Raw genomic sequence first — 13,793 nt, forward strand, 5'->3', positions numbered from 1 at the left:
ATTAACGGAGGTGGATGCTTTGGGAAAACGCGTCTATGAATTTGCAAAAGAACAGAATGTAACAAGTAAACAAGTCATTACTCAGCTCGAGAAAATGAACAAGCCAGTGAAAAACCACATGGCTGTCTTAGATGAGGAGTCGGTCAAGCAACTCGATCGTGTCTTCAATCCTGAGAAATACCGTTCGGCTGACAAGCAAGAAAAGCCAGCTGCAACAAAACCAGCTGAAACGAAGTCTGCCGAGTCAAAACCGGCTGACGCGAAACCTGCTGCCAAGCAAGAAGCACCGAAAGCACGCCCACAAGCGTCTGGCGGTCAAAGCAACCAAGCGGGCAACCGTGGTGGCAACCGCTTCGGCAACAACCGCAACGACAACCGCAACAAAAAACGCGGTGGTAAATTCAAAGGCAAACCTGCGAAAGCAGCCGTGCCATTGGAAGCGGATCCGAATTCGAAAACGAGTCAACGTAAAGCAGCTCGTTTAGCGCAAGAGTCTGAAATGGGCAACGTCATCAAGTACGATGATGTCCTCAGCGTATCGGACCTCGCTGCGAAGATGGATAAAAAGCCAAACGAGATCATCATGAAGTTGATGGGTCTTGGTGTCATGGCGACGATCAACCAAACACTTGATGACGAGACGATTGAGTTGCTTGCAACTGAATTCGGTTACGAAGTTGAGAAAGAAGTACTCATCGATGAGACGGACTTTGAAGAAGTGGAAATCGACTTCTCTGAGTACGAGCTTGTTGAGCGTCCTGCTGTCGTCACAATCATGGGTCACGTCGACCATGGTAAGACAACACTTCTTGACTCGATCCGCAACACGAAAGTCGTTGCTGGTGAAGCCGGCGGAATCACGCAGCACATCGGTGCTTATCAAGTTGAAGTCAACGATAAAAAGATCACGTTCCTCGACACACCAGGTCACGCCGCCTTTACGACGATGCGTGCTCGTGGAGCCGAAGTGACAGATATCGCGATTATCGTTGTCGCAGCGGATGACGGCGTGATGCCACAGACGGAAGAAGCCATCTCACATGCGAAAGCGGCAAACGTGCCGATCATCGTCGCCGTGAACAAAATGGATAAAGAAGGCGCAAACCCTGACCGCGTCAAACAAGAATTGACAGAGTTCGGTCTCGTACCGGAAGAGTGGGGCGGCGAAACGATTTTCGTACCGATCTCAGCTTTGAAAGACGAGGGGATCGATGAGTTGCTCGAGATGATCTTACTCGTATCAGAAGTCGAAGAGTACAAGTCGACGCCTGAAATGCCAGCTCGCGGTTCGGTCATCGAAGCGAAGCTCGATAAAGGCCGCGGTCCTGTCGCCACGCTTCTCGTTCAACATGGGACACTCCGGATTGGTGACTCGATCGTCGTCGGCAGCACGTTCGGACGCGTCCGGGCCATGGTCAACGATATCGGTCGTCGTGTGAAAGAAGTCGGTCCATCGACGCCAATCGAGATTACAGGATTGAACGATGTCCCACAAGCCGGGGATCAGTTCATCGTATTCGAAGATGAGAAAAAAGCACGTGCAATCGGAGAAAAACGTTACCAACGTTACCTCGAATCACAGCGTCGCGAATCGGCTAAAGTTAGTCTTGATGACTTGTTCAGCCGCATTCAAGAAGGCGAAGTCAAAGATTTGAACGTCATCATCAAAGCAGACGTTCAAGGTTCGGCTGAAGCACTCGCTGGTTCACTCCGCAAAATCGACGTCGCAGGCGTTAAAATCAACATCGTCCACCAAGGTGTCGGTGCAATCACAGAAGGTGACGTCATTCTCGCTTCGGCGGCAAATGCGATCATCATCGGATTCAACGTTCGCCCAGATGGTAACGCCCGGTCGATGGCCGAGCAAGAGCATGTTGAAATGCGTCTGCACCGCATCATCTATAACGCGATCGATGAAATCGAGAGCGCGATGAAAGGGATGCTCGACCCTGAGTTCGTTGAAGAAATCACAGGACAAGTTGAAGTCCGTGACGTCTTTAAAGTCTCGAAAGTCGGTACGATTGCCGGCTGTTACGTCACAGAAGGTAAAATCTCACGCGACGCCGGCGTCCGCATCATCCGTAACGGGATTGTTGTGTACGAAGGAAAACTCGATACGCTCCGCCGCTTCAAAGACGACGTCAAAGAAGTCGCGACAGGTTACGAGTGTGGGATTAAAGTAGAGAAGTTCGACGACATCAAAGTGGAGGACGTTATTGAAGCGTTCATCATGAAAGAAGTCGAACGTAAATAAAGCGAGGAGGGAACACGTATGAACATTCGTGCCCAACGCGTCGCAGAGCAGATGCGTAAAGAGATTACAGATATCTTGCTCCGTGAAGTCAACGACCCACGTACGAAGAACGCTACAATTACAAGTGTCGATGTGACAGGAGATTTGCAGCAAGCGACAGCCTACTACACGGTGCTCGGAGACGACGCCGAAGTGAAGGCTGAGACGCAAGCTGGTCTCGATAAGGCGAGCGCATTTATTCGCCGCGAGATCGGGAGCCGCATTCGTCTTCGGAAAACGCCAGAATTGTCGTTCGAATACGATTCATCGGTCGCATATGGTAGCCATATCGATTCATTGATTCGTGACTTAAATCGGAACGACCAATAAATTGAAGGGGGGACTCGCGTCTCCCCTTTTTTGATGGGAGGAATCCAGATGGAACCAACAGGTGTATTGATTTTAGATAAAGACAGCGGCATGACGAGCCACGACTGCGTGTTCAAGCTCCGTAAATTGTTCCAAACGAAGAAAGTCGGTCATACCGGCACGCTCGACCCCGAAGTGACCGGTGTCCTGCCGATCTGTCTCGGCCGGGCGACAAAGCTGTCACGTTTTCTGACCGATGAAGGCAAACGGTACGCCGCCGAGATTACAATCGGGACGGCGACGATGACCGAGGATGCCCATGGCGAGGTCGTCGAGACGCGCGAAGTCGGTCCGCAGGCGTTCACTGCTGCAGACATCGATCGCGTCCTCGAGACGTTGACAGGAAAAATTGAGCAAGTCCCACCGTACTTCTCTGCCGTCAAAGTGAACGGCAAGAAATTGTACGAATACGCCCGAAAAGGTCAGACGGTGGAACGACCGCGCCGTATCGTCGAGATTCATCGCCTCGTCCGGACGAATGACCCGGTCATCGAAGACGGTGTCTGCCGTTTCCGTGTCGACGTCGAGTGTGGCAAAGGCACATTCATTCGGACGCTCGCCGTCCAAATCGGGGAGCGTCTCGGCTATCCGGCCCATATGAGCGACCTGCGGCGGACGAGGTCTGGTTCGTTCGAGGAGACGGCCGCTGTCACGTTGCAACAACTCGCCGACCTCGAGACGGTCGAGGAACGCATGAACCACCTCATCCCGCTCGAAGAGGTCATCAAGCGTTGGCCTGCCATGACGATTCCGGCCAATCGGGAGCGGTATATTCGAAACGGGGGACGTTTGAACGACGTCTCGCTCGAATTTGAACTGTTTACTGTCTATAATGAAGAAGGAATTCCACTTGCCCTCTATCGACGGCTTGACGGAACAACAGACGCAAATGTCGAGGTCATGTTGACCATCGACTAAAGGGGAGATTGAAGTATGGAAACGATCCATCTGACGTATCCTGAGACACCAGACCTGGTCCCTTCGGTCATGGTGCTCGGATTTTTCGACGGCGTCCACACCGGACATCAGGCCGTGATTCGGCATGCACAGGCGCAAGCGAAACAGCTCGATGTACCCGTGACCGTGATCACGTTCGACCCGCACCCGAAACAAGTGCTCTCAAACAAACCGGATGCGGTCCGTTATATCACACCGCTCCAGCGGAAATTGAACCGAATTGCCGGACTCGGTGTCGAACGGTGTATCGTCATCACGTTCACGAAAGAGTTGGCGAGCCTGTCACCGCAACAATTCGTGGATGACTATTTGATCGGTGCCGGTGCGGTCCACGTGACGGCAGGTTTTGACTACTCGTACGGTAAATTTGGCGAAGGGACGATGGAGACGCTGCCGTATCATGCGCGCGGTCGCTTCACGACCTCGGTCGTCGCCGAACAGACGAGCGGCGGCGAAAAAGTGTCGTCGACGCGGATTCGCCAATTGCTCGGTGCCGGTGACGTCGATGTGGCGAGCGAGTTGCTCGGTACGCCGTACGTCATCTGCGGGGAAGTCATCCACGGCGACGCCCGTGGCCGGACGATTGGCTTCCCGACGGCGAACGTCGTCATGGACGCATCGTATGTCATGCCGCGTCTCGGTGTCTACGCGACGCGTGTACGGCTTCAGGACGGCCGGACGTTCGACGCGATGACGAACGTCGGTCGGCGGCCGACGTTTTATGAGACCGGGGACGTCTCGATCGAGAGCCACTTGTTCGATTTCTCAGAGGATCTATACGGGCAACTGATCGAGATCGAATGGATGCATTATTTGCGTGACGAGCGGGCGTTCGACGGACTCGACGCACTCATCGCTCAACTCAAGCAAGATGAGACAGCCGCCCGGGCAATCCTGTCTTGACTTTGAATGGGTGGTACGGTATCCTAATTTGGTACGCAAAGTACACCGCTTCGCTTGGCTGGACGATTCACCAACGACGGCTCGGCAACGCGGCAATTTTCTATTAAATGGAGGTGGAGAGGCAATGGCACTCTCAAAAGAACGTAAAAACGAAATCATCGCGGAATACGCGACAAAACAAGGTGACACTGGTTCACCGGAAGTTCAAGTTGCAGTATTGACTGAACAAATCAACACTTTGAACGATCATCTTCGTACACACAAGAAAGACCACCACTCACGTCGCGGTCTTTTGAAAATGGTTGGACGTCGCCGTAACTTGCTTACGTACCTTCGTAACAAGGACGTTACACGTTACCGTGAATTGATTCAACGCCTTGGTCTCCGTCGTTAATCCGAACGGACCATGTGACGGACTGGGACACTTGTTCCTAGTCCGTTTCTTCTTTTTTGGGAGGAAAATCATTAGACATTCATATGAATGAGTTACATAATAAACTAGATAAGGTTTGAGAGGAGAATGTTCATGTTAGGTACGAAACAAGTCTTTTCTACTGAATGGGGCGGTCGTCCGCTATCTGTAGAAGTCGGGCAACTTGCGAAACAAGCAAACGGCTCGGCACTCGTCCGTTATGGGGACACGGTCGTGCTCGCCACGGTCACAGCATCGAAAGCGCCGAAGGATTTAGATTTCTTCCCGCTCACGGTCAACTATGAAGAAAAATTATACTCGGTCGGTAAAATCCCAGGAGGTTTCCTCCGTCGGGAAGGACGTCCTGGAGAGAACGCGATTTTGACATCACGTCTCATCGACCGTCCGATCCGTCCGCTTTTCCCTGACGGATTCCGTCACGATATTCAAGTCATGATCTACGTCATGTCGAACGATCCAGACTGCTCGGCTGAAATGGCCGGTATGCTTGGAACGTCGATCGCACTCTCGATTTCGGACATCCCGTTCGACGGGCCGATCGCCGGAGCGACAGTCGGACGTGTCAACGGTGAGTTCGTCGTCAACCCGACGACAGCTCAACTCGAACAGACGGACCTTGAACTCCAAGTCGCCGGAACAGCAACTGCGATCAACATGGTTGAAGCAGGCGCGAACGAAGTACCGGAAGACGTCATGCTCGAGTCAATCTTGTTCGGTCACGAAGAGATCAAGAAATTGGTCGCGTTCCAAACAGAGATCGTCGAAGCTGTCGGGAAACCGAAGTTCGAATATACGGTATCGAAGTTTGATGACGCTTTGTCGGCTGAGCTCGAAGCAGCACGTCCAGAAATCAACGCCGCGGTTCAAGTCGAAGAGAAGCATGCACGTGACGCAGCAATCAACGAAGTGATTGCCAAATACGTAGCTGCATACGAAGAATCACTCGCTGACGAACCGGCCAAGTTGAAAGAAGTATCTGGCATCTTGAACAAGTTCGTCAAAGACGAAGTCCGCCGTTTGATCACGGTCGACAAAGTTCGTCCGGACGGTCGTCGCCCGGAAGTCATCCGCCCGCTCGCATCAGAAACGGGCTTGTTGCCACGCGCCCACGGCGTTGGGTTATTCACACGTGGACAAACACAAGTCATGTCGGTCGCGACACTCGGCGTCATCGGAGATGCTCAAATTATCGACGGCATCGGGTTAGAAGAGAACAAGCGCTTCATGCACCACTATAACTTCCCGCCGTTCTCGGTCGGAGAAGCTCGTCCGGTGCGTGCGCCAGGTCGTCGTGAAATCGGTCACGGTGCCCTCGGAGAACGTGCACTTCTTCCAATCATCCCGAAAGAAGCCGACTTCCCGTACACGATTCGTCTCGTCTCGGAAGTACTCGAGTCGAACGGTTCGAGTTCACAGGCGTCAATCTGTGGTTCGACACTCGCCCTCATGGACGCAGGTGTGCCGATCAAGGCACCAGTTGCCGGGATCGCAATGGGTCTCATCATGGAAGGCGAACACTATACGGTCCTCACTGACATCCAAGGTCTCGAAGATCATCTCGGAGACATGGACTTCAAAGTAGCAGGAACGAAAGACGGGATCACGGCGCTCCAAATGGACATCAAAATTGCCGGGATCACGCGTGAGATCTTGGAAGAGGCACTCGAACAAGCACGTTCAGGCCGTCTCCATATCTTGAACCATATGCTTGAGACGCTCGACGCACCGCGTCCGCAGTTGTCGAAGTATGCACCGAAAATCGTGACGATGACGATCAATCCGGACAAGATCCGCGACGTGATCGGACCGGGCGGGAAGATGATCAACAGCATCATCGACCAAACGGGTGTCAAAATCGATATCGAGCAAGACGGTACAGTCTTCATCGCGTCGACCGATCAAGAAGGCATCGACATGGCGATGGCGCTTATCGGCGATATCGTCCGCGAAGTCGTCGTCGGCGAAGAGTTCGATGCGACGGTTCGTCGTATTGAGAAATTCGGCGCTTTCGTTGAGTTGTTCAAAGGCAAGGACGCGCTCGTCCACGTCTCTGAGTTCAGTCTTGATCGCGTCGCGAACGTCGAAGACGTCGTTAAACTCGGTGATACAATTAAAGTCCGCGTAACGGAAATCGATGACAAAGGCCGAGTCAATGCCTCGCACAAAGTGCTCATCCTTGAAGGATTGTCACCGGAAGAACGCGAAGCATACGAAGCGAAACGTAAAGCGCAGCGCGAGAGCCGTCCACCACGTGACAGCCGTCCGCCGCGTCGTGACGGAGACCGTCGTCCGCCACGCCCGACAAACTAATCATGATGGCCATCGTCTGGTGCGATGGCCTTTTTCATAGGAGTGATAACATGGAATGGATCACATTAGACAACGGCGTCCGCATCGTGATTGAACCGATGGCGGATGTCCGCAGCACGTCGACCGGTGTCTTTATCAAAGCTGGCACTCGCACCGAAGGCATGACCGAGATTGGCATCAGCCACTTGATTGAACATATGCTATTCAAAGGAACAAAGACGAGAACGGCAAAAGAGATCGCGTCGTTCTTTGATGAACTTGGCGGAAGCGTGAACGCGTTCACGTCAAAAGATCATACGTGCTATTACGTGAAGACGCTTGACGAGCACGCGGTCATCGCCTTCGACGCGCTTGCCGACATGCTATTCGATTCGTTGTTTGATGAGACGGAGCTCGAGAAAGAAAAGCGGGTCGTCTTAGAAGAGATTAAAATGTATGAGGACACCCCGGAAGATCTCGTCCACGAGCTGCTCGCGAAAGCCGTCTATAAGGACGACATCCTCTCCGAACCGATTCTCGGGACGGAAGCGAGCGTCCTCGGACTATCTCGGGAGCAATTGCTCCGCTACGTCGCTTCGACGTATACAGGCAACAGTGTCGTCGTCTCAATCGCCGGCCACGTGCCGCAAGAGTTGGTCGAGGCGGTCACGAGAAGGTTTGCCGACCTTCCATCAGGGGAATCACCGAAAGAATCGACGACGCCGATCTTGTATAGCGACGTGGTGAAAAAACAGAAAGAGACGGAGCAAGCGCACCTGTGCTGGAACTTCGAGGCGATTGCCGCCAAAGACGATCGATTGCCGCATTTGGCCTTGTTGAACAATGCGATCGGGGCGACGATGTCGTCACGGCTGTTCCAGTCGATTCGAGAAGAGGAAGGCCTCGCCTACTCGATTTACTCGTACTATACGACGTTCGACGACCACGGGACGTTCACCATTTATATCGGAACGTCACCAGAAACGCTCGCGCAAGTCGAGACGATCATGACGCGTGAGCTCGAAACGTTAAAAGCGGATGGGCTGTCCGATGAGGAAGTCGAGAAAGGGAAACGACAACTGAAAGGGTCGCTCGTCCTTGGGAACGAGAGCACGAGCGCACGGATGAACCGCAACGGGCGCAACCTCGTCCTGCTCGATGAAGTCGAGGATTTGAACGAAGTGCTCGACAAAGTTGATCGCATTGAAACGCGTGACGTCAACACCCTTATCAATGAGGTGCTCGGCCACGCCCCTGCCAAATCATATGTCCTTCCGTCCGAAGACTGACTTGAAACCGAATTGTAAGTTCTCTACACTGATTAAGAGGTATTCTTTACTTTGGACAGGAACAGGTGAAAGAAGGGAAAGACTTGAACTTAACGGATTTAGCTAACCACATACAATTGATTAATCAACCAAACCTACAAGGCATCACGGTGACCCATGTGACGACCGACTCGCGTGAAGTCGTCCCAGGGACGCTGTTCGTCGCCATTAAAGGCTATACGGTCGACGGTCACGACTACGCTGATTTAGCAGTCACTAAAGGCGCAGTCGCCGTCGTCAGTGAACGGCCACTCTCTTTGAGTGTGCCGAACTTGATCGTGCGTGACAGCACGCGTACGGTCGGTCTATTGGCGTCCGCGTTCTATCAATATCCGTCTGAGCAGATGCGTCTGTTCGGGATCACGGGAACGAACGGCAAGACGACGACGACGACCATTTTACGTGATGTCCTCACCGAGCTCGGACATAGCACCGGCTTGATCGGCACGGTCGAGGTACGCATTAACGATACGGTCGTCCCGAGCAAAAACACGACACCGCAAAGCTCTGAGCTGCAACAGTTGCTCGCCCGGATGCACGAAGAAGGCGTCACCGATGTGATGATGGAAGTGTCATCGCACGGACTCGAACTCGGTCGCGTCATCGGTACGGACTTCGATATCGTCGGCTTCACGAACTTGACGCATGACCATCTCGATTTCCATGGTACGTTCGAAAACTATGCGCGGGCGAAAGGCTTATTGTTCGCTCAACTCGGACAGATGGCGTCGCGTCACAAAGTTGCCGTGTTGAACGCGGATGATCCGTACAGCAAGCTGTACGAGACGATGACGGGCGCCCGAGTGATCACGTATGCAATCGACGAGATGGCCGATGTGACGGCATCAGATATCGTTCAGACGCTGTCAGAGACGAGTTTTAGCCTCAACTACCAAGGGGAGAGTCATCCGTTGACCGTTCAATTCATCGGAAGGTTCAACGTGTACAACATCTTGCTCGCGACCGGGTGTTTGATCGCTGCCGGCTATCGTTTGCCCGAGATCGTTCAGGCACTCGAGTCGATTCATCCTGCCAAAGGGCGGATGCAACGTCTCGACGTACCGGGGTATAACGTCTATGCGGACTATGCGCATACACCGGATGGCATCGAGCAATGCTTGAAATCACTCGTCGGTGTCCCGAAAGAGAAGATTGTATTCTTGATCGGTACAGGCGGGAACCGTGACGTTACGAAGCGGCCGACGATGGGAGAGATGGCCTCGAAATATGCGGGGACGGTCGTCATCACGACGGATGACCCGCGTTTTGAAGCGTACGACTCGATCACGAGCGGAATCGCCGCCGGGATGACCCACGATAATTTCGTCGAGATTGGGGACCGGGAAGAGGCTGTCCGTTATGCGGCTCGGTTGGCCGAACCGGACAATATCGTCGTCTTGGCCGGAAAAGGGCATGAGAAATATCAAATCATCGGTAATGAGAAAATTCCGCTAGATGAAGAAGCAATCGTCCGAGCGACAATTTTGAAGACGGAGGAAATATGATTTATGGCAGTACAACCGATCACCTTGACAGAGAAAGAGCATGACGATTTCGTCAAAACACACGACCGTGGGGACTTGCTTCAGCTTTCGAGTTGGGCCGACGTCAAACGACAAAACGGCTGGTTCGCCGAGCGGGTCGCCGTCGCGAACGATGGGGTGACGAGCGGGGTGGCGTTACTCTTATTCAAACGTGTACCGAAGCTCCCATTCACACTCTGCTATGCGCCACGCGGCTTCGTCGTCGACTATGACGACGTGGCTTCTTTACGGGCATTGACCGAGGAGGCGAAGCGGGTCGCCAAGGCGAACAAAGCGATCGTCGTGAAAATCGATCCGAATATCGATCGAGATGAAGTGCCAGGTCTATTGACCGAGATGGCGAGTCTCGGCTTCGCCCATAAAGGATACGGCGGTGGGTTTGATTACGCCCAACCGCGGTTCACGATGGAGACGGATTTACGCCCGAGCGAGAAAGACATCTTCGGCAAATTCCATCATAAATTCCGCTATAACGTTCGCTTGGCCGAACGGAAAGGGATCGTCTGCACGGAAGTCGGGCGCGACGGGCTTAAGACGTTCGCCGACTTGATGAAAGTGACGGGCGAGCGTGACGGTTTTGCCATTCGTGGACTTGACTATTTCGAGAACCTATACGATTGTCTGCAACCTGATGACGCCCGTTTGTTTTTGACGAAACTCGAGCCGAAACTCGCACTCGACCAACAGATGGCCACGCTCAAAAAAGCGGAGCGTGACCTTGGGAAAATCGAACGGTCACTCGAGACGGAAACGGTCGAGAAGAAACGGACGAGCTTGTTGAACCGTCAAAAGCAGACACGTGAGCAAATCGAGAAGATTCAAGCCGCGTTACCTGAACTGACGGAGTTACACGAGAAATACCCGAACGGTCTCGTCTTGTCGGGCGGTCTGTTGACGCTTGCCGGACGACGCTCGTATTATCTGTACGGGGCATCCTCGAACGAGTTTCGTGAGTTCATGCCGAACCACCTCATGCAATGGACGATGATGCAAGCAGCCAAGGCGAGCGGGGCCGAACGCTACGATTTCGGTGGCGTATCGGGTAGCACGGAGCCTGATGACGAGTATGCAGGGCTTTATGCGTTCAAGTCGGGCTGGGGAAGCGATTTGATCGAGAAAGTCGGCGAGTTCGACCTCGTCTTGAATCGTCCGCTCTATTTCGCCCTCGAGACGGGATTACCGCTCGTCAAAGGACTCCGTAAACGGTTGCGCCGATGAAATGGACCGGCGTTTTGACGTTCGCGATGACGGCGTTTTTAGTCGGAATCTTTTTAGCGTACACGTTGTCACGTCCGGGCCCGATGCCATGGGTCGATGAACCGACATTTGAAGCGGGAATGTGTGAACGCAACCCGGGCTCGGAAGATGTCGTCGTCGAGCGAAGTGAAAAGGCGTTCGCGAAGCTTCATCCGCACGTCCGCGAGCGGAGCGAGTCGTTCGTGCGCCTGGCCTACTCTTGCCTCGGCCTCGAGGTCCGTCTGACGTCGGGGTATCGGTCGGCCGATGAGCAGAACGCGCTCTATGCCCAAGGGCGCTCGAAACCGGGACAAGTCGTGACGAACGCCAAGGCGGGACAAAGTTACCATAACTATGGGCTCGCCGTCGATTTCGTCATCATCCACAATAACCGTGCCGATTACAATCTCGAGTCGGACCACAACCGATCGGACGAACCCGATTGGCAAGAGTTAGGAGAACTCGGCAAAGCACTCGGCTTCGAATGGGGCGGGGATTGGAGAAGTTTTCCGGATTACCCGCATTTACAAATGGACTTCGGCTTGTCGATTCGCCAACTCGCTTCCGGGAAACGTCCGGACGACAAAGCGACGATGCCACTCGCCGATGTGATGAAACCTCTCGTCAATTGAACGGAAATGTTGGCATATCAGCAGTTTTCCGATACAATATTCAGTAGCGATAAGTGGACGAAACAGAATATGCAACATCTAGGAGGTTTTTGTTAGTGTCAAAGAAGAAGACAGAGAACGTTAGCGTCTTTGCGCTTGGAGGCGTAGGCGAAATCGGGAAGAACATGTACGTCGTGGAACTAGACGACGACATCTTCGTCATCGATGCCGGCCTTATGTTTCCAGGCGATGAGATGCTCGGGATTGATATTGTCATCCCAGACATTACGTATTTAAAAGAAAATAAAGATCGGGTACGCGCGATTTTCATCACCCATGGTCACGAAGACCATATCGGTGGGCTCAGCTACGTACTCCGTGATTTAAAGCACGTTCCCGTGTATGGGACGAAATTGACGCTCGGTTTAATCGAGCTCAAATTGAAAGAGGCGGGCTTGTTAAAAGAAGTCGACCTCCGATTGATTGACGCCAAAACGAAATTGACTATCGCTGATCATTTCATCACTTTCTTCCGCGTCAACCACTCAATCCCGGATTGTGTCGGTGTCTGCATTCAAACGTCACAAGGCGCCATCGTACACACGGGCGACTTTAAGTTTGATTACACGCCAGTCGATGGGAAACAGTCGGACTTTAACAAGTTGGCAGCCATCGGCCAACGCGGCGTCCTCTGCTTATTGTCAGATTCGACGAATGCGGAACGCCCTGGCCAAACTGGTTCGGAGTCGCTCGTCGGCGCCGAGTTGAACGATGTCATCTATCAAGCTGAGGGCCGCGTCATCGTCGCCTCTTTCGCTTCGAACGTGCACCGTCTTCAACAAGTGTTCGCGGCAGCCGAGGCGAACGACCGCAAAGTCGCCGTCGTCGGTCGCAGCATGGTCAATATCGTCGAAGTGGCGCAGAAGCTCAACTACCTTCGCTTCAAGCCGAAGACGCTCGTCGAGCTGTCGCAAGTGAATCGCTTGCCTGACAACAAAGTCGTCATCTTGACGACCGGTTCGCAAGGCGAGCCGATGGCGGCCTTGACGCGCATGGCGCGCAACGCCCATAAGCAAGTGAACATCCGCTTGAACGACACGGTCGTCATCGCGGCGACACCGATTCCTGGGAACGAGAAGTCCGTCTCGAAGACGATCGACCTTTTGTTCCGCTCAGGAGCGAACGTCATCTATAACCAACGGAAAGTACACGTCTCGGGACACGGTTCGGCCGAAGAGCTCAAGCTCATGCTGAACCTCGTCAAACCGAAGTACTTCCTTCCGATTCACGGAGAATACCGGATGCAGATGGCCCACTCGAAACTCGCCGAGCAAGTCGGTGTGAAATCGAACAACATCTTCATCGTCGAAAAAGGGGATGTCGTCGAGTTCACGGGACGTAAAGCTCGGATGAGCCGTAAAGTACCGGCCGGCAACGTCTTGATCGATGGGATTGGCGTTGGGGACGTCGGGAACATCGTCCTCCGTGACCGTCGTCTCTTGTCACAAGACGGTGTCGTCCTCTGTGTCGTCACGTTGAACCGGAAACAGAAGAAATTGATTTCAGGACCTGAACTCATCTCGCGCGGATTCGTCTATATGCGTGAATCCGAAGAGATGATCTCAGAAGCGAACCGCATCGTCACGAAACAGATCGAGAAGAGTCTCCAGGCTGGAAGTGATTGGACCGAGTTGAAATCAAATATCCGCGAGCGGCTCAGCGTCTACTTGTTCGAACAGACGAAACGTCGTCCGATGATCTTGCCGATCATCATGGAGATTTAAGGAATTGAGATTGAGGCAAAAGTCATCAGACTTTTGCCTCGTTTTT

Annotated in this window: 11 protein-coding genes; all 11 read left to right on the plus strand. The window is 53.2% G+C overall.

From position 1 onward, the window contains the following. Positions 1-19 precede the first annotated feature (19 nt). The 11 genes from infB (at position 20) to KNP86_RS02750 (ending at position 13,747) form a co-directional block, all read left to right on the plus strand. On the plus strand, positions 20-2,254 hold the full coding sequence (infB, locus tag KNP86_RS02700; protein ID WP_214710613.1) for a translation initiation factor IF-2: 2,235 nt from the start codon (positions 20-22) through the stop codon (positions 2,252-2,254). Positions 2,255-2,272: 18 nt separating this feature from the next. Further along, the gene (rbfA, locus tag KNP86_RS02705) at positions 2,273-2,623 is read left to right on the plus strand and encodes a 30S ribosome-binding factor RbfA (protein WP_034777282.1); all 351 of its coding nucleotides are present in this window, start codon (positions 2,273-2,275) and stop codon (positions 2,621-2,623) included. A gap of 48 nt (positions 2,624-2,671) precedes the next feature. Beyond that, positions 2,672-3,580, plus strand: a complete 909-nt coding sequence (truB, locus tag KNP86_RS02710) for a tRNA pseudouridine(55) synthase TruB (RefSeq protein ID WP_214752736.1) — start codon at positions 2,672-2,674, stop codon at positions 3,578-3,580. Positions 3,581-3,595: 15 nt separating this feature from the next. Then, positions 3,596-4,522, plus strand: a complete 927-nt coding sequence (locus tag KNP86_RS02715; protein ID WP_214752738.1) for a bifunctional riboflavin kinase/FAD synthetase — start codon at positions 3,596-3,598, stop codon at positions 4,520-4,522. A gap of 124 nt (positions 4,523-4,646) precedes the next feature. Continuing rightward, positions 4,647-4,916, plus strand: coding sequence for a 30S ribosomal protein S15 (gene rpsO / locus KNP86_RS02720; RefSeq protein ID WP_015881433.1), 270 nt, complete (start codon positions 4,647-4,649; stop codon positions 4,914-4,916). Positions 4,917-5,048: 132 nt separating this feature from the next. Then, positions 5,049-7,265 carry a polyribonucleotide nucleotidyltransferase gene (pnp, locus tag KNP86_RS02725; protein WP_138859580.1) on the plus strand — a complete coding sequence of 739 codons (2,217 nt, stop codon included), beginning with the start codon at positions 5,049-5,051 and terminating at the stop codon, positions 7,263-7,265. A 50-nt stretch (positions 7,266-7,315) separates the two neighbouring features. Continuing rightward, positions 7,316-8,533, plus strand: a complete 1,218-nt coding sequence (locus tag KNP86_RS02730) for a M16 family metallopeptidase (RefSeq protein ID WP_214752740.1) — start codon at positions 7,316-7,318, stop codon at positions 8,531-8,533. 83 nt (positions 8,534-8,616) lie between these two features. After that, entirely contained in the window at positions 8,617-10,077 is a 1,461-nt protein-coding gene (locus KNP86_RS02735) for a UDP-N-acetylmuramoyl-L-alanyl-D-glutamate--2,6-diaminopimelate ligase (protein WP_232939398.1), read from the plus strand. Between the two features lie 3 nt (positions 10,078-10,080). Continuing rightward, on the plus strand, positions 10,081-11,334 hold the full coding sequence (locus KNP86_RS02740) for a lipid II:glycine glycyltransferase FemX (protein ID WP_214752742.1): 1,254 nt from the start codon (positions 10,081-10,083) through the stop codon (positions 11,332-11,334). After that, on the plus strand, positions 11,331-11,984 hold the full coding sequence (locus KNP86_RS02745; protein ID WP_214707485.1) for a M15 family metallopeptidase: 654 nt from the start codon (positions 11,331-11,333) through the stop codon (positions 11,982-11,984). The genes KNP86_RS02740 and KNP86_RS02745 overlap by 4 nt, the downstream gene beginning before the upstream one ends. A gap of 95 nt (positions 11,985-12,079) precedes the next feature. Next, entirely contained in the window at positions 12,080-13,747 is a 1,668-nt protein-coding gene (locus KNP86_RS02750) for a ribonuclease J (RefSeq protein ID WP_034777292.1), read from the plus strand. Positions 13,748-13,793 lie beyond the last annotated feature (46 nt).

The organism is Exiguobacterium sp. s16 (genome assembly GCF_018618115.1).
Lineage (GTDB): Bacteria > Bacillota > Bacilli > Exiguobacteriales > Exiguobacteriaceae > Exiguobacterium > Exiguobacterium mexicanum_A.